Annotated in this window: 24 protein-coding genes, 1 pseudogene and 1 riboswitch; of the genes and pseudogenes, 14 read left to right on the forward strand and 11 right to left on the reverse strand. The window is 67.1% G+C overall.

Annotation, left to right across the window (positions count from 1 at the left end; translation table 11 throughout):
* Positions 1–7: 7 nt before the first annotated feature.
* The gene (satS, locus tag AC5Y4C_RS01545; RefSeq protein ID WP_499950264.1) at positions 8–1,282 is read left to right on the forward strand and encodes a protein export chaperone SatS; all 1,275 of its coding nucleotides are present in this window, start codon (positions 8–10) and stop codon (positions 1,280–1,282) included.
* Here satS and AC5Y4C_RS01550 read toward each other — a convergent pair whose 3' ends face one another.
* The 4 genes from AC5Y4C_RS01550 to AC5Y4C_RS01565 are packed head-to-tail and all read right to left on the reverse strand — an operon-like array spanning position 1,283 to position 4,406.
* Complete coding sequence (locus tag AC5Y4C_RS01550) at positions 1,283–1,627, reverse strand: VOC family protein (RefSeq protein WP_499964139.1); 345 nt, start codon at positions 1,625–1,627, stop codon at positions 1,283–1,285.
* A gap of 9 nt (positions 1,628–1,636) precedes the next feature.
* Positions 1,637–2,725: an adenosine deaminase gene (locus AC5Y4C_RS01555; RefSeq protein WP_499964141.1), complete on the reverse strand. Its 1,089-nt coding sequence runs from the start codon at positions 2,723–2,725 to the stop codon at positions 1,637–1,639.
* Positions 2,722–3,990, reverse strand: a complete 1,269-nt coding sequence (locus tag AC5Y4C_RS01560) for a thymidine phosphorylase (RefSeq protein WP_499964143.1) — start codon at positions 3,988–3,990, stop codon at positions 2,722–2,724. Before AC5Y4C_RS01560 ends, AC5Y4C_RS01555 begins: the two co-directional genes overlap by 4 nt.
* Complete coding sequence (locus tag AC5Y4C_RS01565; protein ID WP_499964145.1) at positions 3,987–4,406, reverse strand: cytidine deaminase; 420 nt, start codon at positions 4,404–4,406, stop codon at positions 3,987–3,989. Before AC5Y4C_RS01565 ends, AC5Y4C_RS01560 begins: the two co-directional genes overlap by 4 nt.
* Before the next feature lie 122 nt (positions 4,407–4,528).
* Between AC5Y4C_RS01565 and sdhC the strand changes: the two genes are divergently transcribed.
* The 4 genes and pseudogenes from sdhC to AC5Y4C_RS01585 all read left to right on the forward strand — a co-directional run bounded on the left by sdhC (position 4,529) and on the right by AC5Y4C_RS01585 (position 6,926).
* Positions 4,529–4,864 (forward strand): succinate dehydrogenase, cytochrome b556 subunit, encoded by a 336-nt coding sequence (gene sdhC, locus AC5Y4C_RS01570; RefSeq protein ID WP_499911548.1) that lies wholly within the window; start codon positions 4,529–4,531, stop codon positions 4,862–4,864.
* Positions 4,858–5,247, forward strand: coding sequence for a succinate dehydrogenase hydrophobic membrane anchor subunit (locus AC5Y4C_RS01575; protein ID WP_499911546.1), 390 nt, complete (start codon positions 4,858–4,860; stop codon positions 5,245–5,247). Before sdhC ends, AC5Y4C_RS01575 begins: the two co-directional genes overlap by 7 nt.
* Before the next feature lie 8 nt (positions 5,248–5,255).
* Positions 5,256–5,882: pseudogene (locus AC5Y4C_RS01580) on the forward strand (carboxymuconolactone decarboxylase family protein); the annotation flags it as partial.
* 153 nt (positions 5,883–6,035) lie between these two features.
* Entirely contained in the window at positions 6,036–6,926 is an 891-nt protein-coding gene (locus AC5Y4C_RS01585) for an Imm52 family immunity protein (protein ID WP_499964147.1), read from the forward strand.
* 81 nt (positions 6,927–7,007) lie between these two features.
* Here AC5Y4C_RS01585 and AC5Y4C_RS01590 read toward each other — a convergent pair whose 3' ends face one another.
* Complete coding sequence (locus AC5Y4C_RS01590; RefSeq protein WP_499911495.1) at positions 7,008–7,913, reverse strand: sigma-70 family RNA polymerase sigma factor; 906 nt, start codon at positions 7,911–7,913, stop codon at positions 7,008–7,010.
* 146 nt (positions 7,914–8,059) lie between these two features.
* Here AC5Y4C_RS01590 and AC5Y4C_RS01595 point away from each other — a divergent pair, with 146 nt between their 5' ends.
* The 3 genes from AC5Y4C_RS01595 to AC5Y4C_RS01605 all read left to right on the forward strand — a co-directional run bounded on the left by AC5Y4C_RS01595 (position 8,060) and on the right by AC5Y4C_RS01605 (position 11,242).
* A complete protein-coding gene (locus AC5Y4C_RS01595) occupies positions 8,060–8,521 on the forward strand; it encodes an Lrp/AsnC family transcriptional regulator (RefSeq protein ID WP_499911494.1) in 462 nt (153 codons plus the stop codon).
* Complete coding sequence (locus AC5Y4C_RS01600) at positions 8,518–9,903, forward strand: aspartate aminotransferase family protein (protein ID WP_499964151.1); 1,386 nt, start codon at positions 8,518–8,520, stop codon at positions 9,901–9,903. The genes AC5Y4C_RS01595 and AC5Y4C_RS01600 overlap by 4 nt, the downstream gene beginning before the upstream one ends.
* 79 nt (positions 9,904–9,982) lie before the next feature.
* Positions 9,983–11,242, forward strand: coding sequence for a D-alanyl-D-alanine carboxypeptidase family protein (locus AC5Y4C_RS01605; RefSeq protein ID WP_499964152.1), 1,260 nt, complete (start codon positions 9,983–9,985; stop codon positions 11,240–11,242).
* Between the two features lie 55 nt (positions 11,243–11,297).
* On the opposite strand, the gene yhjD is transcribed toward AC5Y4C_RS01605, so the two are convergent.
* A complete protein-coding gene (yhjD, locus tag AC5Y4C_RS01610) occupies positions 11,298–12,308 on the reverse strand; it encodes an inner membrane protein YhjD (protein WP_499964153.1) in 1,011 nt (336 codons plus the stop codon).
* Positions 12,309–12,318: 10 nt separating this feature from the next.
* The gene (trpS, locus tag AC5Y4C_RS01615) at positions 12,319–13,329 is read right to left on the reverse strand and encodes a tryptophan--tRNA ligase (RefSeq protein WP_499964154.1); all 1,011 of its coding nucleotides are present in this window, start codon (positions 13,327–13,329) and stop codon (positions 12,319–12,321) included.
* A 75-nt stretch (positions 13,330–13,404) separates the two neighbouring features.
* On the opposite strand from trpS, the gene ephH reads away from it, so the two are divergent.
* Entirely contained in the window at positions 13,405–14,238 is an 834-nt protein-coding gene (gene ephH / locus AC5Y4C_RS01620) for an epoxide hydrolase EphH (protein ID WP_499911486.1), read from the forward strand.
* Here ephH and AC5Y4C_RS01625 read toward each other — a convergent pair.
* Both AC5Y4C_RS01625 and AC5Y4C_RS01630 read right to left on the reverse strand, forming a co-directional pair.
* A complete protein-coding gene (locus tag AC5Y4C_RS01625) occupies positions 14,235–15,458 on the reverse strand; it encodes an NADP-dependent isocitrate dehydrogenase (protein WP_499911484.1) in 1,224 nt (407 codons plus the stop codon). The two genes, ephH and AC5Y4C_RS01625, sit on opposite strands and share 4 nt — an antisense overlap.
* Positions 15,459–15,498: 40 nt before the next feature.
* The gene (locus AC5Y4C_RS01630; RefSeq protein ID WP_499911482.1) at positions 15,499–17,736 is read right to left on the reverse strand and encodes an NADP-dependent isocitrate dehydrogenase; all 2,238 of its coding nucleotides are present in this window, start codon (positions 17,734–17,736) and stop codon (positions 15,499–15,501) included.
* A 160-nt stretch (positions 17,737–17,896) separates the two neighbouring features.
* A riboswitch (SAM riboswitch) is annotated at positions 17,897–18,016 on the forward strand.
* A gap of 49 nt (positions 18,017–18,065) precedes the next feature.
* On the opposite strand from AC5Y4C_RS01630, the gene AC5Y4C_RS01635 reads away from it, so the two are divergent.
* Genes AC5Y4C_RS01635 through AC5Y4C_RS01655 form a run of 5 tightly spaced genes read left to right on the forward strand, consistent with a single transcriptional unit; the run spans position 18,066 to position 22,288 of the window.
* Positions 18,066–19,418, forward strand: coding sequence for a bifunctional o-acetylhomoserine/o-acetylserine sulfhydrylase (locus tag AC5Y4C_RS01635; RefSeq protein ID WP_499964156.1), 1,353 nt, complete (start codon positions 18,066–18,068; stop codon positions 19,416–19,418).
* Entirely contained in the window at positions 19,415–20,536 is a 1,122-nt protein-coding gene (gene metX, locus AC5Y4C_RS01640; protein ID WP_499964158.1) for a homoserine O-acetyltransferase MetX, read from the forward strand. The genes AC5Y4C_RS01635 and metX overlap by 4 nt, the downstream gene beginning before the upstream one ends.
* On the forward strand, positions 20,533–21,264 hold the full coding sequence (locus tag AC5Y4C_RS01645) for a class I SAM-dependent methyltransferase (RefSeq protein ID WP_499964160.1): 732 nt from the start codon (positions 20,533–20,535) through the stop codon (positions 21,262–21,264). The genes metX and AC5Y4C_RS01645 overlap by 4 nt, the downstream gene beginning before the upstream one ends.
* Positions 21,265–21,296: 32 nt before the next feature.
* Positions 21,297–21,653 (forward strand): type II toxin-antitoxin system prevent-host-death family antitoxin, encoded by a 357-nt coding sequence (locus tag AC5Y4C_RS01650; RefSeq protein ID WP_499964162.1) that lies wholly within the window; start codon positions 21,297–21,299, stop codon positions 21,651–21,653.
* Positions 21,650–22,288: an ATPase gene (locus AC5Y4C_RS01655; protein WP_499964266.1), complete on the forward strand. Its 639-nt coding sequence runs from the start codon at positions 21,650–21,652 to the stop codon at positions 22,286–22,288. Before AC5Y4C_RS01650 ends, AC5Y4C_RS01655 begins: the two co-directional genes overlap by 4 nt.
* Positions 22,289–22,345: 57 nt before the next feature.
* On the opposite strand, the gene AC5Y4C_RS01660 is transcribed toward AC5Y4C_RS01655, so the two are convergent.
* Together AC5Y4C_RS01660 and AC5Y4C_RS01665 are read right to left on the reverse strand one after the other, a co-directional pair.
* On the reverse strand, positions 22,346–22,639 hold the full coding sequence (locus AC5Y4C_RS01660) for a DUF3017 domain-containing protein (RefSeq protein ID WP_499911471.1): 294 nt from the start codon (positions 22,637–22,639) through the stop codon (positions 22,346–22,348).
* The gene (locus AC5Y4C_RS01665; protein WP_499911469.1) at positions 22,636–23,484 is read right to left on the reverse strand and encodes a bifunctional methylenetetrahydrofolate dehydrogenase/methenyltetrahydrofolate cyclohydrolase; all 849 of its coding nucleotides are present in this window, start codon (positions 23,482–23,484) and stop codon (positions 22,636–22,638) included. The genes AC5Y4C_RS01660 and AC5Y4C_RS01665 overlap by 4 nt, the downstream gene beginning before the upstream one ends.
* Positions 23,485–23,520: the final 36 nt, after the last annotated feature.

The raw sequence follows: 23,520 nt of genomic DNA on the forward strand, positions 1-23,520 counted from the left end.
AGCGTCAATGGCTAGGCTGTGGCGCGTGGCTGACATCGTGCCGATCGAGCTGTCTCTTGACGACCGCGACGTGTTCACGCTGTACGCGCCGCGCTGGCGCGACGCCAACGACGAGTGGGAGGCGTTCCTCGGCAAGGACGACGACCTCTACGCGTTCGAGTCGGTCGCCGATCTCGTCGCGTTCGTGCGCTCCGACCACGACAACGACCTCACCGACCACCCGGCGTGGGAAAAGCTCAAAAGCGGGTCGGCCCACAAGCTCAACCCCAAAGACGACAAGCGCTTCGACCTGATCAAGGTCTACGAGCTGCTCGCCGAGAAGCCGACAGCGGAGTCCGTCGAAGAGCTGGCCGGGACGCTGGCCATCGCCTCGGCGATCGGATCGGTCTGCGAATTGCCTGCGGTGACCAAGTTCTTCAACGGCAACCCGGTGCTGACCGCGGTGTCCGCCGGGATCGAGAACTTCTCCGACAAGGCGGGGCTGCGGCGCTGGGACGAGATCGGCGCGGTCGTGGAGAAGGGCTGGGACAAGGTCATCGACGCGATCGAGGACGTCATCACCACCCCCGAGGTGGACAGCGCGGCCGCGGAGAAAGCCAAGGCCGAACTCGACGAACCGGCTCCCGAGGAGCCCGAAGAGGAAGAAGACAGCGTCGAGCTCGGCGCACAGACCGACGAGGAGACCTCTGAGGAACCCGAACCGGCTGCCGCGCACGATGTGGTGCTGGGTGGCGACGAGGACTTCTGGGCCAAGGTGGGCATCGACCCGGTTCGGATGATGACGAGCACCGGCACGTTCTACACGCTGCGGTGCTACCTCGACGACACGCCGGTGTTTCTGGGGCGCAACGGCCGGATCAGCGTGTTCGGCTCCGAGCGGGCGCTGGCGCGGTACTTGGCCGACGAGCACGACCACGACCTTTCCGACCTGGCGACCTACGACGACATCCGCACCGCCGCCACCGACGGCTCACTGCGGATCGACGTCACCGAGGACAACGTGTACGTGCTGACCGGCATCGCCGACGACTTGGCCGACGGCCCCGACGCGGTGGACCGCGAGCAGCTGGCGCTTGCCGTCGAGCTGCTTCGCGACGTCGGCGACTACTCCGAGGACACCACGGTCGACAGGATCCTCGAGCCGGACACCCCGCTGGGGCAACTGGTCGCGCATGTGCTCGATCCCGACGGCGTCAGCAAACCCAAGCCGCCGTACGTCAAGGCCGTCGACCAGTGGGGCGAGCTGGAAGCGTTCGTCGAGTCGCGCCTGCGCCAGGAGTAGCTACAGCTCGGTGGCACGATCGTGCCGCGGCTGGTACAGCCCGAGGCTGCCGCCGCCGGGCAGCGTGATCGTCGTCAAGATCCCCCAGCCCTCGTCGGTCGGCGGCGTGCAGCCGATCCCGCGCTCGGCAAGCGAGGCGATGGTGGCGTCGAGGTCGTCGCACATCAGGTACAGCTCATGGGCGCCCTGTCCGGCCGGATGCACCGCGACCTCGGCGGGCGGCAGCTTGAAGATCAGCCAGCCGCCGCCGGCGTCGACATGCGAATAGCCGAGGACGTCGCGGAAGAATGCGCGGTCGGCGTCGGCGTCGGTGCTGTAGATGATGACGTGGGCGCCGGTGATCATTGTGTCCTCCTACCCGATCAGCACCGCGAATCGCGGCTTGATGACGTCGTCGATGATCGCGAGCCGTTCGTCGAACGGGATGAACGCCGACTTCATCGCGTTGATGGTGAAGCGCTGCAAGTCGGCCCAGCCGTAACCGAAGGTCTCGACGAGCCGCAGCATTTCCTGGCTCATCGTGGTGTCGCTCATCAACCGGTTGTCGGTGTTGACGGTCACCCGGAATCGCAGCCGCGCCAGCAGGCCGAACGGATGCTCGGCGATGCTGCGCACAGCGCCGGTCTGCACGTTGGAGCTGGGGCACATCTCCAGCGGAATCCGCTTGTCGCGCACGATTGCCGCCACGCGGCCAAGGTGGTGGCTGCCGTCGGCCCGCTCCTCGATGTCGTCGACGATCCGCACCCCGTGGCCCAGCCGGTCGGCGCCACAGAACGCGATCGCCTCGTGGATGGACGGCAGGCCGAATGCCTCGCCAGCGTGAATGGTAAAGCGGCCGCTGTTGTTTCGCATGTATTCGAAGGCGTCCAGATGACGGGTCGGCGGATGTCCCGCCTCGGCGCCGGCGATGTCGAAGCCGACCACGCCCTTGTCGCGGAATCGGATCGCCAGCTCGGCGATTTCCAGTGAGCGGGCGGCGTGGCGCATCGCGGTGACCAGGCACCGCACGGTGATGGTCCGACCGTCGGCGCGCACGGCCTTCTCCCCGTCGGCGAACCCGGCCAGCACCGCGTCCACCACCTCGTCGAGCGACAGGCCTTCGTCGATGTGCAGCTCCGGCGCGAACCGCACCTCGGCGTAGACGACGTTGTCGGCGGCCAGGTCCTCGACGCACTCGTAGGCCACCCGGTACAGCGCAGCCTGGGTTTGCATGATGCCGACGGTGTGCGCGAACGGTGCGAGGTAGCGCTCCAGCGAGCCGCTGTGCGCGGAGGTGGCGAACCAGGTGGCAAGCGCGTCGACGTCAGTGGCCGGCAGGTCGCGGTAACCGCACTGCTCGGCGAGCTCGAGCACGGTCGCCGGGCGCAGGCCGCCGTCGAGGTGGTCGTGCAACAGGGCCTTGGGCGCCCGACCGATCGTGTCCAGGTTCAGCGGAGCCGTCATCCCACGATTCTGTCGATCACAAGCGGCCGGCGGGTGAACATCCCCACACGCCAGCCGTCGAGTTCGGCCAGCGCGGGCGCCAAGCGCTCCGCAGTGTCGGTATAGAGCGTGAACACCGGCTCGCCGGCGACCACCTGCTCCCCCGGCCGGCGGTGGATCCGCACCCCGGCGCCGGGCTGCACGGGATCGCCCGGCCGTGCTCGGCCCGCGCCGAGCCGCCACGCCGCCATCGCCACCGCCATCGCGTCGATGTCGCCCACGGTGCCGCTTCGGTCCGCGGTGACGGTCTCGGTGTGCGCGCCCAACGGCAGCGACTTGCCCAGGTCGCCGCCCTGCGCGGCGACCACCGCGCGGAAGCAGTCCATTGCCGACCCGTCACGCAGGGTGTCCGCCGGGTCGCGGCCGTCGAGGCCGGCCGCGTCGAGCATCTCGCTGGCCAGCGCCAGCGTCAGCTCCACGACGTCGTCGGGTCCGCCGCCGGCCAGCACCTCCAGCGCTTCGGCGACCTCGATCGCATTGCCGACCGCACGCCCGAGTGGGGTGTTCATGTCGGTCAGCAGCGCGCGGGTCGCCAGACCGTGGGCGGCCCCGAGCTCGACCATCGTGCGGGCCAGCTCACGCACCTCCGCCTCGGTCTTCAGGAACGCCCCCGAGCCGACCTTGCAGTCGAGAACCAGCGCACTGGTGCCCTCGGCGATCTTCTTGCTCATCACCGAGCTGGCGATCAGCGGCAACGACTCGGTGGTGCCGGTGACGTCGCGCAGCGCATAGATCTTGCGGTCGGCCGGGGCCAGCTCGCCCGGGGCGAAGATCGCTGCGCCGACATCTTGAAGTTGTTGCTGCACTTGATGTTTCGTCAGTTCAGCGGTGAACCCGGGAATCGACTCGAGCTTGTCCAGCGTGCCGCCGGTGTGGCCGAGCCCCCGACCGGCTGCCTGCGGCACGGCGCCGCCGCACGCGACGACGACGGGCACGACGGTGAGGGTGAGCTTGTCACCGACGCCGCCGGTGGAGTGCTTGTCGACGGTGGGCCGGCCGACGTCCGAGAAATCGAACCGCTGTCCTGAGGCCACCATCGCCGCGGTCCACTGGGCGATCTCGTCGCGGTCCATCCCGCGCAGGAAGATTGCCATCAGCAGCGCCGACATCTGCTCGTCGGCGACCTCCCCCGCGGTGTAGGCGTGCACCACCCAGTCGATCGCCTCGGCGGACAGCCGGTGGCCGTCGCGCTTGGCCCGGATCACCGTGGGCGCGTCGAAGCTCATCGCTGCAGGTCGTCCGGCCCGAACGCGTGCGGCAACAGCTCGACGAGGCGGCGCGCACCGCCGGGCGCGTCGACCAGCAGTTCCGGGCCGCCGTGCTCCATCAACAGCTGCCGGCAGCGCCCGCACGGCATCAGCGGCCGGCCGCCCCCGTCGACGCAGGCCAACGCGACCAGCCGCCCGCCCCCACCGCTGTGCAGCGCGCACACGACCGCGCACTCGGCGCACAGCGCCAGCCCGTACGAGGCGTTCTCGACGTTGCAGCCGGCCACCACGCGGCCGTCGTCCACCAGCGCCGCGGCACCGACCGGAAACCGCGAATACGGCGCGTAGGCACGGGCAACTAGGCTAGTTGCCTTGCCGCGCAATGCTTTCCAGTCGATGTCTGCGCCCACCGTCGCCGCTTCCGCCGTCGTCATCGGATCACGCCTTACCCTAGTGGCCCCGACGCATGGTTCGGGACGAAGGGGCGGCAGGGTTTACTGTCGTCATGAGCACCACGTCGATGGAGCGCAAGGCCGTCCGCCGCGGCGATCCGGGGATCTGGTTGTGGGTGCTGCACCGCATCTCGGGGGCGGCGATCTTCTTCTTCCTCTTCGTCCACGTCCTCGACACCGCGCTGGTGCGGGTCAGCCCTCAGGCTTACGACCAGGTGGTCGCGCTCTACAAGACGCCGGTCGTCGGCCTCATGGAGGCAGGACTGGTGGCCGCGGTGCTCTTTCACGCGCTCAACGGGATCCGCGTGGTCGTCGTCGACTTCCTGTCGCCGCGTGAGCGCTTCCAGACGTTCTTGCGGTGGGCCGTCGTCATCCTGTGGCTAGCCGCGGTGATTCCGGCACTGATCGTGCTGGGCGCGCACCTGGTGCAGCGATCGTGACGCCGGTGGATGCGCCCCGCTCTCCGCGGGGCCGGCGGTTCGAGAGGTCCGCGTGGCTTTTCGTGCGGTTCTCCGGGCTCGCGCTCGTGGTGCTGGCGGTGGGACACCTGTACGTCACGCTGATCGCCGACGACGGTGTACACCGGATCGACTTCAATTTCGTTGCTGCACAATGGCATTCGCCATGGTGGCGGATATGGGATCTGCTGCTGCTGTGGCTGGCGCAGCTGCACGGCGGCAACGGCATGCGCGTGATCATCGACGACTACGCCCGCAAGGACTCCACCCGGCGCTGGCTCAAGGGCCTGCTCGCGGTGTCGATGACGTTCACCCTGGTGCTCGGCACCTACGTGATCGTCACGTTCGACCCCAACATCTCGTGATTCGGCTGTCACACATCGGTGGGCTGCGGCGTCTAAGGGGTATGACCAACACCCGCATCCCGCCTCTGCCCCCTCACCGCGCCAATCTGCTGACCCGGCTGATGTACCGCTACGCCAAGCGCCGGTTCGGCGAAGTGCCCGAACCGTTCGCGGTCGCGGCACATCACCCCGGCCTGCTGACGGCCAATGCGGTCCACGAGACCGCGCTGCAGAAGGCCTCGACCAAGCTGCCCGCGAACGTCCGCGAGCTCGCCGTGTACTGGACCGCCCGCACCGTCGGCTGCTCGTGGTGCGTGGACTTCGGCTCGATGCTGATCCGCCTCGAGGGCCTGGATCTTGAGCGGCTCAAGCACATTGACGACTACGCCACGTCGCCGCTGTACAACGACGACGAGCGCGCCGCGATCGCCTACGCCGACGCGATGACCCGCGACCCGCACACCGTCACCGACGAACAGGTGGCCGATCTGCGACGCCGTTTCGGCGACGCCGGGGTGATCGAGCTGACGTACCAGATCGGCGTCGAGAACATGCGAGCCCGGATGAACACCGCGCTGGGCATCACCGAACAGGGCTTCAGCTCTGGTGAGGCGTGCCGGGTTCCGTGGGCGAGTCCCACAATGAAGTTGCTCTGACCACAAGCTGCCCGCCAGGTAGCAGCGGCCGGCGGGACTCCGGTTCAATGGACGTTCGCCGAGGAAGCAAGCGCAAATCTCGTCCGAGAAATGCTTATGCACGATTACCCGCAGATCCGCGTTGTTTGGGTCCCGCCACAGTAGGGGAACACTTTGACGAAATCGTATCTAGGGGCGTATTGGGGCGCTCGCGCAGAGTCGGTCGAGCAGTGTGCCGACAAGGTCGCAAGATTCCTTGGCGTCGTGGCTGAGATCGATCCTCTCCTAACTGATTGGCGCGGAAAAGGGCGCTCGCGACAGGAGGCGCTGAAGGAACCACTAGTTACCGCGGAGCGAACGGACCTCATTGATCGTCTCTTGGCGGGACGGAACAGCAAGGACGTCGGGCACGACGTCATGGAAGATCTGGGATATGCCCTGTATTGGTGGAACAGCCGCGACAACAAAGATGGTGGCGTCACGCTTTCTATGCATTTGAGCGTGACGTCCCAGTACGTCGGCAATAACGTGACGATCAACTTCCCCGATTCGTCGCGGTTCCCCACGCTCTACGCCCGGGACACCGCCATCTCGATACTGACAGCTGTCATTGCAACGTTTCAGCCGCAGCGCGCAGTGTGGTCCAGTAGCGCATTGACGAGAGCGCAAGCCGAGCCGGATCAACCGCTGGAGAATGGCGGTATCGCCTACGGGCAAGTGATTGGCCAGCCCGCCGGGTGGGCCACCTTCCTCGCGGACGATGACTCGATTCGCTTTGAGTGGCGGGCGCTTCCGCCAACGGCGACCGTCGAGCGGATCGATAACGGGTCGCTTGTTCTGATCGGCGACGATCCTGCCAATCCGCCCCTGAATGAAGTGTTAGCAGTACGGGCCGCGATGGGATACGCCGTGCCGCAACGAGAGACGTCACCCGCACCGCAGGTCGAGTCATCGTCAAGTGCTAGCTTTGCTCAGCTGCAAGGCGAAGATCGAGAGAGCTCGGCTTCGACTGCCTCAGATCGGCAGGAGCGCGGGCAAGACCCGCAACGTCCACTTGATACCTAGGCGCTGAGTGGCTGGACCCAAGTGCAAGACCAGCGACGGCAGGGAACGCGCTGGGGCACAAAGTCAATTGTGCCGCGCCAGCTACCGGCCATGCAGCGGCGAACCGGTGAACTTGTCCGGGTTGGCCACGTCCCAGACGGCCGCGACCTTGCCGTCGCGCACGGCGACCGCGATGATCCTCGGGTGCACGGGCTCGTGGCCGTCGCTGCCGGGGCTGCCGACCGAATAAGCGCCGAGTTCGCCGTTCACCAGCGCCAGCCGGCTCGACTCCAGCCAGCCGGGACCGTAGCGGCGGGCCAGCCCGAACAGGAACCGCGCCACCTTGTCCGGACCTGTGATCGTGTGAATTGCGGTGCGGGTCTTGCCATTTGCGTCGCCGACGAGCGTGACGTCGGGGTGCAGCAGTCCGATCACCGCATCCATGTCACCCTCGGCCATCGCGGCCAGCAGCCGGCCCACCACCTCGTCGTGCGACGCATCCACCGGCCGCGCAAGCGGCTCGTCGCCGACGATCCGGCGGGCACGCGACGCCAATTGCCGCGCCGACGCCTCCGTCGTGCCCAGAATCGACGCGATCTCCGAGAACGGCACCCCGAAGCCGTCGTGCAGCACGAACGCCACCCGCTGATCCGGCGTCAACCGCTCCAGCACCACCATCGCCGCGTACCGTGCGTCTTCGTCGGCGACCACCGCGGCCAGCGGATCATCGGTGCCGGGAGTGGTGACCACCGGTTCCGGAAGCCACTCCCCCACATAGGTTTCGCGCCGTCTGGCCGCTGACCGCAGCCGGTCCAGCGCCAGCCTGCTCACCACTCTGGTCAGCCAGGCCCGCAAGTCCTCGGGCTCGTCTCCGGAGTGCTGCCACCGCAACCACGCATCCTGTACCGCGTCCTCGGCGTCGGCCACTGTGCCGGTGAGCCGGTAACCCACCGAAAGCAGATGAGGGCGCAAAGCCTCGAACTCGTCGACCCGCTGCGCTGCGGTCATTCACCAGAGTCTATTAGCGGCCGGCCGACCACGCTTCGAGGCCATGATTATTCGCTCACCCAATCCGTTGCGTGCATCCGAAAGCCACGAGTCAAAGCGTTGTCTGGGTTGCCCACGACGACGGAATCCGTGCCAGAATCTTTCCCATGCCCAGCACCGACGGCCAACTCGACGAGCTGTCGAAAGCGATCATCGAGCAGCTGCAGGAGGACGGCCGCCGGTCCTACGCGGGCATCGGTAAGGCAGTGGGGTTGTCGGAAGCCGCTGTGCGCCAACGGGTTCAGCGGATGATCGACGCAGGGGTGATGCAGATCGTCGCCGTGACCGACCCGATGCAGTTGGGCTTCGCCCGCCAGGCGATGATCGGCATCCGCTGCACCGGCGACTCCGGCAAGCTCGCCGAGCAGCTGGCCGCATTGACGTCGGTCGACTACGTAGTGTTGACGGCCGGCTCCTTCGACGTGATCGCCGAAGTCGTCTGCGAGGACGACGACCACTTGCTGGATTTGCTCAACACCCAGATCCGGGCGCTGCCCGGCGTCACGTGCGCCGAGACACTGGTCTACCTCAAACTCGTCAAGCAGCAATACAATTGGGGGACGCGGTGACCATAAACGGTCCCGCCCAAGACATTTCGGCTGAGCTTTCGGCGAAGGCCGACCGCTACCTGTGGGGCCACTTCGCCCGGCACGGCGCCGGCATCACGCCTCCGATCATCACTCGCGGTGAGGGCGTGCGGATTTGGGACAGCCGCGGCAGCTGCTACCTCGACGGGCTGTCCGGACTGTTCGTCGTCCAGGTGGGCCACGGCCGCGCCGACCTGGCCGAGGCCGCCGCCCGACAGACCAGGCAGCTCGAGTTCTTTCCGCTGTGGTCCTACGCCACCCCACCGGCGATCGAACTGGCCGAACGGCTGGCGCACTACGCGCCGGGCGACCTGAACCGGGTCTTTTTCACCACCGGCGGCGGCGAAGCGGTGGAAACCGCATGGAAGCTGGCCAAGCAGTATTTCAAGCTGGTCGGCAAACCCCATAAGTACAAGGTGATTTCGCGGTCGATCGCCTACCACGGCACCCCGCACGGCGCGCTCGCGATCACCGGCCTACCGAACTTCAAGAAGCCGTTCGAGCCGCTGCCACCGGGCAGCTTCCGGGTGCCCAACACCAACTTCTACCGCGCGCCCGCGCCGGTGAACACCGACGTCAAGGAGTTCGGGCGGTGGGCTGCAGACCGGATCGCCGAGGTGATCGAATCCGAGGGTCCCGACACCGTCGCTGCGGTGTTCCTCGAGCCGGTGCAGAACGCGGGTGGGTGCTTCCCCCCGCCACCCGGCTACTTCGAGCGGGTCCGCGAAATCTGCGACGAGTACGACGTTTTGCTGGTGTCCGACGAAGTGATCTGCGCGTTCGGCCGGATCGGATCGATGTTCGCGTGTGACGACTTCGGCTACGTCCCCGACATGATCACCTGCGCAAAAGGCATGTCGTCGGGTTACTCGCCGATCGGCGCGATGATCGCCTCCGACCGGCTGTTCGAGCCGTTCGCCGACGGCAAGACGACGTTCCCGCACGGCTACACGTTCGGCGGCCACCCGGTCTCGGCGGCGGTCGCGCTGGCCAATCTCGACGTCTTCGAACGCGAGGGCATCAACGACCACGTCAAACACAACGCCGCCGCGTTCCGCACCACGCTGGAGAAGCTCCACGACCTGCCGATCGTCGGTGACATCCGCGGCGAGGGCTACTTCTACGCCGTCGAGCTGGTGAAGGACAAGGCCGGCAAGGTGACGTTCACCGACGAGGAGAGCGAACGGCTGCTGCGGGGCTTCTTGTCGTCGGCACTGCTGGAGGCGGGGCTGTACTGCCGCGCCGACGACCGCGGCGATCCCGTGGTGCAGCTCGCGCCGCCGCTGATCAGCGGCCAAGCCGAGTTCGACGAGATCGAGCAGATCCTGCGCCGCGTGCTGTCGGAGGCGTGGCGGCGCCTGTAGGCGATGTGGCAGACCTGTGACCGGCAAGCGGCGGGTCATGACGGCTGCCGTGACCTTCGTCCCGTAACCTGCGGTCTCGATGGGTGGGTTGACGAAGGCCGGCCGGCGCGTACTGTGCGCGGCTTCGGCAGCGGTGTTGATGGGGTTTCCGACGCTGGGCGGCATGCCGCCGGCGTCCGCCGAGCCGGTCGCTGCCCCTGACACGCCTTCGTGCCCGTACCGGGTGGCCACCCCGCCTGCCGTCGACGAATCCGAGGTGCCGACCGCCGGCGAGGCGCCCCAGCCGTTGCCGGTTCCGGCCAAACCGATGGGCGGTGACGCACTGAGCGGCTGCGGGGTGGTCGTCGCGCCCAACACCCCGCCCCTGCCCAACGACATCTCCGCCGACGCGTGGCTCGTCGCGGACCTCGACACCGGCGCGGTCGTCGCCGCGAAGGATCCGCACGGGCGGCACCGGCCAGCCAGCATCATCAAGGTGCTGGTCGCGATGCAGGCGATCAACGAACTCGGCATCGGGAAGGTGGTCACCGGCACCGCCGAGGACGGCAACGCCGAAGGCACCCGCGTCGGCGTCGACCAAGGCGGCACCTACACGGTCTTCCAGCTGCTGCACGGGCTGCTGATGCACTCCGGCAACGACGCCGCGCATGCGCTCGCGATGCAGCTCGGCGGCATGGACGTCGCGCTCGGCAAGATCAACGCGCTGGCGCGCAAGCTCGGCGCCACCGACACCCGCGCCGCCACCCCGTCCGGCCTGGATGGCCCTGGGATGAGCACGTCGGCCTACGACATGGGCCTGTTCTACCGGTATGCCTGGCAGAACCCGATCTTCGCGCAGATCGTCGCCACCAAGACGTTCGAGTTCCCCGGTCACCCGGCCCGGCCCAACGTTCCCGGCGACGAGCCGCACCCCGGCTACACGCTCGAGAACGACAACCAGCTGCTCTACAACTATCCGGGCGCGATGGGCGGCAAGACGGGCTACACCGACGACGCCGGCCAGACGTTCGTGGGTGCGGCCAACCGCGACGGCCGGCGCCTGATGGCGGTGCTGCTGCACGGCACCCGCCAGCCCATCCCGCCGTGGCAGCAGGCGGCGCATCTGCTGGACTACGGGTTCGCGACGCCGCCGGGCACGATGGTGGGCAAGCTGGTGGAGCCCGACCCGTCGCTGGTGCCCAAGACCGCTTCTGACAGCAGCGCCCCGTCGGCTGCGGCGGGCCTGCCGGGTTCGATGAACGACCTGCCGGTGCGCGTCGGTGTCGCGATCGTGGGCGCGCTGATCGTGTTCGGCTTGATCCTGGCCGCCCGCTCGATCAACCGCCGCGCCCAGACATAGTCCTTCGCCGAGCGTGCGCTGGCTGCGACGATCCGGCCGGATTCTCGCAGTGAGTTCACATTCGGCGCGTGAGCCTTGAAATCCCCAGCGCCCCGAGGGCTCCCAGCGCTCCTGCCACCAGCGCCCCACGCAACCCGACGCCCTCGGAGGTACGTGGCGCGATGATCGCGGCGTCGGGCGGCACCACCGGCGCGGCGGCGAGGTTTTCCGACGACGTCGCCGCCCACGCCGTCGCAAACAACACCAGTCGCGCCGTGATGTAGGCGAATACCAAAAGACCCAGCACCGGCCCGAACGTCGCCCCCGCCGGCCCATGCATGACCGTCGCCAGATACAACGAGCCCAACTGTTTGAACACCTCGAAACCCACCGCGGCGATCAGCCCCGCGCGCAGCGAGCTGCGCACGCTCAGCGACTCCCGCGGCAGCCGGGCGATCATCCACGCGAACAACAGCCAGGAAACCAGCACCGACGCCAGCACCGAGGTGATCTGCAGTGCTACGCCGACCCCCGGAAGGTGAGCAATGCCCAACCAGCGCAGGATGTTTCGCATCAGCGGACGGCTCGACAACGCGGACAACCCGATGGTGACGACGAGTGCGAGGAACACCGACAGCAACGCGCCGAGGTCCGACAGCTTGGTACGCACGAAACCCCCGGCTTCATGCCGTTGGTCCCACATCGCACTCAGCGCCTCGCGGATGTTGGCCATCCAGCCCAGCCCCGCCCACAGCGCGGTGGCCAGGCCGATGACGCCCACGGACGTCCGCGACTCGATCGCCGCGGCGATGAGTTCGACGACCTGGCGGCCGAATTCGCCCGACACCGTGTGCTTGACGCGATCCTCGATCTGTGTGAGCAGCTCCGGCTGGCGCGACAACACGAACCCGGCGATAGCGAACGCCACCATGAGCAACGGAAACAACGCGAACACCGTGAAGTAGGTGATTCCTGCGGCGAAGAAGTCGCCGTTGGCGTCGCGGTAGCGCTGCTGAGCCCGCATCACGTGGTCGAACCAGCCATAGCGCGCCCGCAGCCGATCGAGGATGCCCGGCTTGTCCGGCATGGGCCGTCTCCTATGAGGAAATCTGCAAGAACCCTAGCCGCTCATAGACATTGGCGATCGTCTTTGCCGACACCTCGCGGGCCCGGTCGGCGCCCTTCTTGAGAATCGCTTCCAACTCGGTTGTGTCGCTCAGCAATTCGTCGACACGCGCCCGGATGGGGGTGACGAACTCCACGACCGCGTCGGCGGTGTCGCGCTTGAGGTCGCCGTAGCCGCGGCCCGTGTAGCCCTCGACCAGCTTGTCGACGTCGGTGCCGGTGATCGCCGATTGGATGGTCAGCAGGTTCGACACCCCAGGCTGGTTCTGCGGGTCGTAGCGGACCTCGCGGCCGCTGTCGGTGACCGCCGAGCGGATCTTCTTCGCGGTGAGGCCCGGATCGTCGAGCAGGTTGATCAACCCGGCCTCGGTGGGTGCGGACTTGCTCATCTTCGACGTCGGGTCGCTCAAGTCGTAGATCTTGGCCGTCGCCTTCGGGATCAGCACCTCGGGCACCACGAACGTGTCCGGGAAGCGGCTGTTGAAACGCTGCGCGACATCACGCGCCAGCTCCAGATGCTGACGCTGATCCTCACCGACCGGCACCAGATCGGTGTCGTACAACAGCACGTCGGCAGCCATCAGTACCGGATACGTGAACAGCCCGACCGTCGTCGACTCGGTGCCCTGCCGTTGAGCCTTGTCCTTGAACTGCGTCATCCGCGACGCCTGCCCGTAGCCGGTGAAACAGCCCAGCACCCAGGCCAATTCGGTGTGCGCGGGCACGTGGCTCTGCACGAAGACGGTGCTACGGGCCGGGTCGATTCCCAGCGCCAGATACTGCGCGGCGGTCACCAGCGTGCGCCGGCGCAGCACATCGGGGTCCTGCGGGACGGTGATCGCGTGCAGGTCGACCACGCAGAAGAACGCGTCGAACTCGTCCTGCAGCCCCACCCAGTGCGTCACCGCGCCCAAGGCGTTGCCAAGGTGCAGCGAGTCGGAGGTCGGCTGGACGCCGGAGAAGACGCGTTTCTGCTTGCTCATGGTCGGCCAATCTTTTCACCCGCAGGCGTCCAGCGCGCTTGCGGTACCGGCGGTACCGGCTTTATGGTCGCCATCATGCGCGAGCGTGCCCCCATCCATCTCGGCTCCGGCGAACCGATGCTTCTGCTGCACCCGTTCATGATGTCGCAGAACGTGTGGAAGAAAGTCGCCCCGCGGATCGCCGACACGGGCCGCTACGAGGTGTTCGCGCCGACCATGGCCGGCCACAACGGCGGCCCGAAAGGCAGTTGGAAGCTCGACAGCGCCACGCTCGCCGATCATCTGGAGCGCCAGCTCGACGACCTCGGCTGGAAAACTGCGCACATCGTGGGCAACTCGCTGGGCGGCTGGGTGGCGTTCGAGCTGGAGCGCCGGGGCCGGGCCCGCACGATCACCGCGATCGCTCCGGCGGGCGGCTGGCACCAGTGGTCGCCGGTGAAGTTCGAGATCGTCGCCAAGTTCCTGGCCGGCGCACCGCTGTATGTGCTGGTGAAATTGCTCGGCCCGCGGGTGCTGAGCCTGCCGTTCAGCCGATATCTCGCGCACTTCCCGATCAGCGCATCTCCGGAAACTCTGCCCGAGAGCGACCTGCTGGACATCATCGACGACGTCCGCAACTGCCCGGCCTACTACCAGCTGTTGATGAAGTCGCTGATGGCGCCCGGCCTCTTGGAACTGGCCGAGACCTGCACGCCCACCCACCTGGTGATCTGCGAAAAGGACCGCGTGCTGCCGCACCCGCGCTACACGCGGCACTTCCACACCCACATTCCGGAGATCAACAAGGTCACCGAGCTCGACGGCGTGGGTCACATCCCGATGTTCGAGGCACCCGAGCGCATCGCCGACGTGATCGTGAATTGGGTCGACGAGTACATCGGCACGCCGCCGGTGAAGTCGACCGGTTAGGCCTCGGCGAGCGCCTTCTGCAGGTTGTCGTCGAGGGCGGCCATGAAGTCCTCGGTGGTCAGCCACTCCTGGTCCGGACCGATCAGCGCCGCGAGGTCCTTGGTCATCTGCCCGCCCTCGACGGTGTCGACGACCACGCTCTCCAGCTTCTGCGCGAACTCGATCACCTCGCGGGTGTCGTCGAGTTTGCCGCGGTGCTCCAGCGCCCGGGTCCACGCGAAAATTGACGCGATCGGGTTCGTCGACGTCGGCTTGCCCTGCTGGTGCAGCCGGAAATGGCGCGTCACGGTGCCGTGCGCCGCCTCTGCCTCGACGATCTTGCCGTCGGGAGTCATCAGCACCGACGTCATCAATCCCAGCGACCCGTAGCCCTGCGCGACGGCGTCCGACTGGACGTCGCCGTCGTAGTTCTTGCACGCCCAGACGTAGCCGCCCTCCCACTTCAGCGCCGAGGCGACCATGTCGTCGATCAACCGGTGCTCGTAGGTCAGGCCGTTGCGCTCGAACTCGTCTTTGAACTCCTCGTCGTAGATTCGCTGGAACTCGTCCTTGAACATCCCGTCGTAGGCCTTGAGGATCGTGTTCTTGGTCGACAGGTAGACCGGGTACTTCTCTTTCAGCCCGTACTTGAACGACGCGCGCGCGAAGTCCTGGATCGAGCGCTTGAAGTTGTACATGCCCATGATCACCCCGCCCTCGTCGGGAATGTGGACGACCTCCTGCTGGATGGGCTCGCTGCCGTCGTCGGGAGTGAACGTGATCGTGAACGTGCCCGGCCGGTCGAACGCGAAGTTCTCGGCGCGGTACTGGTCGCCGAAAGCATGGCGGCCGATGATGATCGGCTTGGTCCAGCCGGGCACCAGGCGGGGGACATTGTTGATGACGATCGGTGCACGAAAGATGGTGCCGCCCAAGATGTTTCGGATGGTGCCGTTGGGCGACAGCCACATCTTCTTGAGGTTGAACTCCTTGACCCGGGCCTCGTCGGGGGTGATCGTGGCGCATTTGACGCCGACGCCGTGCTTCTGGATCGCGTGCGCGGCGTCGACGGTCACCTGGTCGTCGGTTTCGTCGCGGTGCTCGATGCCGAGGTCGTAATACTCGAGGTCGATGTCCAGGTACGGCAGGATCAGCGTGTCCTTGATGGACTTCCAGATGATCCGGGTCATCTCGTCGCCGTCGAGCTCAACGACCGTGCCTTCGACCTTGATCCTGGACATGTGAGCCACACTACAAGGGCCGAATGCCGCGAAACTGCGCTCAGGCTTGGGCGGCCTCCAGCGTCTGGTTGAACGTCTTGCTGGGCCGCATCACTGCGGTGGTCTTTTCGGGGTCGGGGTAGTAGTAGCCGCCGATGTCGACCGAATTGCCTTGCGCGGCAGCGAGTTCCGACAGAATTGTGTCTTCGTTCTCCGACAGCGACTTCGCCAGCTGCGCGAAATGATCCGCGAGCTCTTGGTCGTCGCTCTGCTCGGCCAGCTGCTGCGCCCAGTACAAAGCGAGATAGAAGTGGCTGCCCCGGTTGTCCAGCTCGCCGGTCTTGCGCGACGGGCTCTTGTCGTTCTCCAGGAAGCAGCCGATCGCCCCGTCGAGCGCTTTGCCGAGAACCGTGGCCCTCTTGTTTCCGGTTTTCGTGCCGATGTCCATCAGGCATGCGCCCAGCGCCAGATACTCGCCGAGCGAATCCCACCGCAGGTGGTTCTCCTCGACCAGCTGCTTGACGTGTTTGGGCGCCGAGCCGCCCGCGCCGGTTTCGTACATCCCACCGCCGGCCATCAGCGGCACGATCGACAGCATCTTGGCGCTGGTGCCCAGCTCCAGGATCGGGAACAGGTCGGTCAGGTAGTCGCGCAGGATGTTGCCGGTGGCCGCGATCGTGTCTTTGCCGCGCACCACACGTTCGAGCGTGTACCGCATCGCCCACACCTGCGGCATGATCTGGATGTGCAGGCCCTCGGTGTCGTGGTCCTGCAGGTACTTTTTGACCTTTTTGCGTAGCTCGACCTCGTGCGGGCGTTCGATGTCGAGCCAGAACACCACGGTCATACCGGAGTCGCGGGCCCGGGTGACGGCCAGCTTCACCCAGTCCTGGATCGCCGCGTCCTTGGTGACGGGCATGCGCCAGATGTCGCCCTCTTCGACGTTCTGCGTCATCAGCACTTCCCCGGTCTCGTTGTCGACGATGTCGGCGACGCCGTCCTCGGGGATCTCGAAGGTCTTGTCGTGGCTGCCGTACTCCTCGGCCTTCTGCGCCATCAGCCCGACGTTCGGCACGGTGCCCATGGTGGTCGGGTCGAACTGGCCGTGGGTCTTACAGAAGTTGATCATCTCCTGGTAGATGCGGCTGAACGTCGACTCGGGGTTGACCGCCTTGGTGTCCTTGGTCCGGCCGTCGGCGCCGTACATCTTGCCGCCGAGGCGGATCATCGCAGGCATCGAGGCGTCGACGATCACGTCGGACGGCGAGTGGAAGTTCGTGATGCCCCGCGCCGAATCGACCATCGCCAATTCGGGACGATGCTCGTGCACGGCGTGGATGTCGTTGATGATCTCCTCGCGCAACGATCCGGGCAGCGCCTCGATCTTGTTGTAGAGGTCGACCATGCCGTTGTTGACGTTCACGCCGAGTTCGTCGAGCACGTCTTGATGCTTGGCGAACGCGTCCTTGTAGAACACCTTGACGCAGTGGCCGAACACGATGGGGTGGCTGACCTTCATCATCGTGGCCTTGACGTGCAGCGAGAACATCACGCCGGTCTTGTAGGCGTCCTCGATCTGCTGCTCGTAGAACGCGCACAGCGCCTTCTTGCTCATGAACATGCTGTCGATGACGTCGCCCTCGTCGAGCTTCACCTCGGGCTTGAGCACGATCGTCTCGCCGCGCTTGGTCTTCAGCTCCATCCGCACGTCGCGTGGGCGGTCCAGCGTCATCGACTTCTCGCCGTGGTAGAAGTCGCCGCTCTTCATCGTCGCCACATGGGTGCGCGAGGCCTGCGACCACTCGCCCATGCTGTGCGGGTGCTTGCGCGCGTACTCCTTGACCGCCTTGGCCGCGCGCCGGTCCGAATTGCCTTCCCGCAGAACGGGATTGACGGCACTGCCGAGTACCTTCGCGAAGCGCTCCTTGAGCGCCTTCTCCTCGTCGGTCTTGGGATGCGCCGGATAGTCGGGCACTGCGTAGCCCTTCTCCTGCAGTTCCTTGACCGCGTCGGTGAGCTGCGGCACCGAGGCGCTGATGTTGGGCAGTTTGATGATGTTGGTGTCGGGCAGCTGCGTCAGCCGGCCCAGCTCGGCGAGGTTGTCCGGCACGCGCTGATCCTCCTCCAGGCAGTCGGAGAACTCCGCCAGGATGCGGGCCGCCAGCGAGATGTCACTGGTTTCGACTTTGATGCCCGCCGGCTCGGTGAAAGTGCGGATGACCGGCAGCAAGGCGTAGGTAGCCAGCAGCGGCGCTTCGTCGGTCAGCGTGTAGATGATGGTCGGTTGCTCATTGCTCATGTGTTGGGTGTCTCCCGCCATCGGTTCGGACAAGCCGAGTATCAGTATTCCGTCGAGGCACCCGTCGTGTCAGGGGTGGGTCCGGTAGCGAGGTCAGCGCGGGCGTCTGCGATGCGAACTCGGTGGCAGTCGGCTTGCGGCATGCGATACTCTTCTCATCGGTCAAGAGCGCCAGCGCCAAGCCCCGGCTCGCTGGCCGGCAACCCTCCAACCGCGGTGGGGTGCCCCGGGTGATGACCAGGTTGAGTAGCCGCCAGCGGCTACACGGCAAGCGCGGGTCCGTGATGACGGGCCCCGGACCGGACGGCCCTCACCACAGGAGCACATCGATGACGAACGAACAGGACGATCCCAGCAGCCGCTGGGCGTTCGAGACCAAACAGATTCACGTCGGCCAGGTCCCGGACGCCGCCACCAACGCCCGGGCGCTGCCGATCTACCAGACCACGTCGTACACGTTCAACGACACCGCCCACGCCGCCGCACTGTTCGGCCTCGAGGTCGAAGGCAACATCTACACCCGGATCGGCAACCCCACCACCGCGGTCGTCGAGCAGCGCATCGCCGCGCTGGAGAACGGCGTGGCCGCGTTGTTCCTGGCGTCCGGGCAGGCGGCGGAGACGTACGCGATCCTCAACGTCGCCAACGCCGGCGACCACGTCGTGTCCAGCCCTCGGCTGTACGGCGGCACGTACAACCTGTTCCACTACTCGCTGCCCAAGCTGGGCATCGAGGTCAGCTTCGTCCAAGACCCCGACGATCTCGAGTCGTGGCGGGCGGCTGCGCGGCCGAACACCAAGGCGTTCTTCGCCGAGACGATTTCCAACCCCCAGATCGACATCCTCGATATCCCCGGCGTCGCGGCGGTGGCCCATGACGTCGGCGTGCCGCTGATCGTCGACAACACCATCGCGACGCCATATCTCATCCAGCCGATCAGCCACGGCGCCGACATCGTCGTGCACTCCGCCACCAAGTACCTGGGCGGCCACGGCGCGGCGATCGCCGGAGTGATCGTCGACGGCGGCACGTTCGACTGGCGCAACGGTGACTTCCCTGGCTTCACCACGCCAGACCCCAGCTACCACGGAGTGGTGTTCGCCGACCTCGGCCCGCCCGCCTTCGCACTGAAGGCGCGGGTGCAGCTGCTGCGCGACCTCGGTTCTGCCCCTTCGCCTTTCAACGCGTTCCTGATCGCGCAGGGACTGGAGACGCTGAGTTTGCGGGTGCAGCGCCACGTGGAAAATGCGCAACGCGTCGCCGAATATCTGGAGTCCCACCCCGAAGTGGTGTCGGTGAACTACGCCGGGCTGCCGAGCTCGCCGTGGTACGAGCTGGGAAAGAAGCTGGCGCCCAAGGGAACCGGCGCTGTGCTGGCGTTCGAACTGGCCGGCGGCGTGGAGGCCGGCAAGGCGTTCGTCAACGCGCTGACCCTGCACAGCCACGTCGCCAACATCGGTGACGTGCGCTCGCTGGTGATCCATCCGGCATCCACTACGCACAGCCAGCTCAGCCCCGAGGAGCAACTGGCCACCGGCGTCACGCCGGGCCTGGTGCGCCTTGCCGTCGGCATCGAGGGAATCGACGACATCATCGCCGACCTCGAGCGCGGCTTCGCCGCCGCCAAGCCGTTCAGTTCGGCGCGGGGTGCCGACCCCCAGTCGGTGGGGTCGCTGTCGTGACGGATTTCGACGTCCCGACCACCCAGCTGCCCGCCGAAGGGGAGGTGGGCGTCGTCGACATCGGCCCGCTGCGACTGGAGAGCGGCCGGGTGATCGACGACGTGTCGATCGCGCTGCAACGCTGGGGTGAGCTGTCGCCGGCACGCGACAACGTAGTGGTGGTGCTGCACGCGCTCACCGGCGACTCGCACGTCGCCGGGCCCGCGGGCCCGAACCATCCGACCCCCGGCTGGTGGGACAGCGCAGTCGGTCCCGGCGCGCCGATCGACACCAACCGCTGGTGCGCGGTGGCCACCAACGTGCTGGGCGGCTGCCGCGGCTCGACCGGGCCCAGCTCACCCGCACCCGACGGAAAGCCTTGGGGCTCACGGTTTCCCACGATCACCGTGCGCGACCAAGTGGAGGCCGACGTCGCAGCGCTGGCGGCAGTGGGCATCACGGAGGTCGCCGCGGTGGTCGGCGGTTCGATGGGCGGCGCGCGGGCGCTGGAGTGGATCGTCGGCCATCCCGACAAGGTGCGCGCCGCGCTGGTGCTGGCCGTCGGCGCACGCGCGACCGCCGACCAGATCGGCACGCAGACCACCCAGGTCGCCGCGATCAAAGCCGACCCGAACTGGCAGGGCGGCGACTACTACGGCACCGGCCGAGAACCCGTCGACGGCATGGACATCGCCCGGCGCTTCGCCCATCTGACCTACCGCGGCGAGGTGGAACTGGACCGGCGCTTTGCCAATCAGCCGCAGGCCTCGGAGAACCCGCTGACCGGCGGCCGGTACGCGGTGCAGAGCTACCTCGAGTACCAGGGCGCCAAGCTGGTCGACCGGTTCGACCCGGGCAGCTACGTGGTGCTCACCGACGCGCTGTCCAGCCACGACGTCGGACGCGGCCGTGGCGGTGTGCCGGCGGCGCTGAGTCGATGTCAGGTTCCCGTGGTGGTGGGCGGCATCACCTCCGACCGGCTGTATCCGCTGCGGCTGCAGGAGGAGCTGGCCGACCTGTTGCCGGGCTGCCCCGGGCTGAACGTCGTCGACTCGGTGTACGGGCATGACGGGTTCTTGATCGAATCCGAGGCCGTCGGAGATTTGATCCGGCAGACGCTCAAGCTCGCATCGGCATGACCGACCAGCTGGCCCGCTCGCTGTCGTTCGGCGCCGAAGCGGCCGCATACGAACGCGGCCGGCCGTCGTACCCTCCCGAGGCCATCGACTGGCTGCTGCCGCCAGATGTGCGCGACGTGCTCGACCTCGGTGCCGGCACGGGCAAACTCACCACCCGGCTCGTCGAGCGCGGGCTGTCCGTGGTGGCGGTCGATCCGATCCCGGAAATGCTCGAGCTGCTTCGCCATTCGCTGCCCGACACGCCCGCGCTGCTCGGTACCGCCGAGGAGATCCCCCTGTCCGACGACAGCGTGGATGCGGTGCTGGTGGCGCAGGCCTGGCATTGGTTCGACCCCGCCCGCGCTGTGGCCGAAGTGGCGCGGGTGCTGCGGCCCGGCGGGCGGCTCGGCCTGGTGTGGAACGTGCGCGACGAGCGGATGGGCTGGGTACGCGAGCTGGGCCGCATCATCGGCCATGAGGACGATCCGTTCAACAACCGCGTCACGCTGCCCGAGCCGTTCGTCGACGTCCAGCGCCATCAGGTGGAGTGGACGAATTACCTGACGCCGCAGGCGTTGATCGACTTGGTGGCGTCGCGCAGCTACTGCATCACCTCGCCGACAGAGGTGCGTACCCGGACCCTCGAGCAGGTGCGCGAGCTTCTGGCCACGCATCCCGCATTGGCCAACTCGACGGGCCTGGCCCTGCCGTACGTGACAGTGTGCATTCGGGCCACCCTGTCGACCTAGCGCGCGTCGTCGTATTGGCTAAAATGTCCAATATGGCTACTTTGACGTTCCGCAACCGCGACGGTGTGCTGGTCGACGTGCCGACGGTCGCTGCCACCCGGTTCAAGAACGAGTTCGGCGCGGTCTTCGAAGAGGCGTCGCGCCGCGGCGCAGTTGCGATCACCAAGCACAACACACCGAAGGCGGTGCTGTTGTCGTACGACGAGTTCGAGGCGCTGACGAAGGGCAGTGTGCCGGCACTGGACGAGTTGACCGCAGACTTCGACCAATTGTTGGAGCGCTTGCAGACGTCAAAGGCCAAGGCAGCTATGGCCGCTGCGTTCGACGCGACGCCTGACGAGCTCGGCCGGGCCGCCGTCGAGGCCGCCCGTCCGAAGCGCCGACGCTGACACCGCCACGGCTTTATGTTGTTGCCGGCGTCAACGGCGCCGGGAAGAGCAGCATCGTCGGCGCGATGATCCGCGCGGCCGGCGCCGACTACTACAACCCTGACGAAGCCGCGAAGGCCTTGACGGCCGCGAACCCCGGGCTCGATCAATTGAAGGCCAATGCTGCCGCGTGGCATGAGGGCAAGCGACTGCTGGAGCGGGCGATCGAGCAGCGGCTCGACTTCGCGCTCGAGACCACTCTGGGCGGCAACACCATCCCGCGCTTGATCACGGACGCGGCATTGGATGGCTTCGAGGTGCGCATGTGGTACGTCGGGCTCGACAGTCCCGAAACACACATCGCGCGGGTGCGGCATCGTGTCCGGGCAGGCGGTCACGACATCCCCGAGGCTGTCATCCGGCGCCGGTGGCGGCACAGCAGGCAAAACCTGATACGGCTGCTGCCCGCCCTCACCGAACTGCGGGTATACGACAACTCAGCCGACGCCGACCCCGCGACCGGCCGCGCACCCCGTCCATCGCTGGTGCTGCACGTGGCGCGTGGTGCGGTGGTCGGGCCGGACGACCTGACGTCGACGCCGGAGTGGGCGAAGTCCGTTGTCGCAGCGGCTCATTCGCGCCGAGTGTGGACTTGAGCCACGCTCCGCTGCGCCTGCCAAAAGCGTGGATCAACCCAACACTCGGGCCAGCAACTATCGGGTGCCCAGCGGATCGATCGTCCACGCGATGTAGATCACCACCGCGCTGACCACCGCCATCGTCACGAAGTCGGTGAGCCGGCTGCGGACCACCAGCAAGCCCGCGCGACTGTCCGACAAGACCAACCGCAGCACCGCAGCAACCGCGACGCCGATGCCGATCAACAACGACCCGCGCCGCCAGAAGTCCGCGACCACGAGCACGAATGCGGCCGCAAAGATCAGGAACACCAACAGGATCGGCCACTGGGTGCGGACGACCTGACGGGCGGCGTCGCGCGTGCTCATCGCGACTCCGCACGCTCCACGACGTTCGTCAGCAGGAACGCCCGGGTCAACGGCCCCACGCCGCCGGGGTTCGGCGACACGTAGCCCGCCACCTCCCAGACGTCGGGATGCACGTCGCCGGTGAGTTTGCCGTCCACTCGGCTCACCCCGACGTCCACGACCGCGGCCCCCGGCTTGACCATGTCGGCGGTCACCATGTGCGCAACGCCGACCGCCGCGACCACGATGTCGGCCTGCTTCGTCAGCGCCGGCAGATCACGAGTTCCGGTATGGCACAGGGTGACTGTGGCGTTCTCCGACCGTCGGGTGAGCAGCAGGCCGAGCGGGCGGCCGACGGTCACACCGCGGCCGATCACCACCACGTGCGCGCCGGCGATCGGTACGTCGTAGCGGCGCAGGAGGTGCACGATCCCGCGCGGCGTGCACGGCAGCGGTGCCGCCTTGCCCAGCACCAGCCGGCCGAGATTCGTCGGATGCAGGCCGTCGGCGTCCTTCTCCGGGTCGATGCGCTCCAGCGCGGCGTTCTCGTCCAACTGACCCCGCGGCAGCGGCAGCTGCACGATGTAGCCGGTGCACTCGGGGTTCTCGTTCAGCTCGTCGATGGTCTCGTCGAGCTTGGCCTGGCTGATGTCGGCGGGCAGATCCCGGCGGATCGAGGTGATGCCGACCTTCGCGCAGTCGGCGTGCTTGCCGCGGACATAGGCCTGCGAGCCGGGGTCGTCGCCCACCAGGATCGTGCCCAGTCCGGGAGTGCGCCCGGCGGCTGTCAGCGCCTGCACCCGCTGCGTCAAGTCGGCGAAGATCTCGTCGCGGGTGGCCTTGCCGTCGAGCACCGTCGCAGTCACGAACCTCAGTCTGACAGGCTTGTGGCACGCTTTGAG

This window comes from Mycobacterium sp. NGS35 (assembly GCF_059812855.1).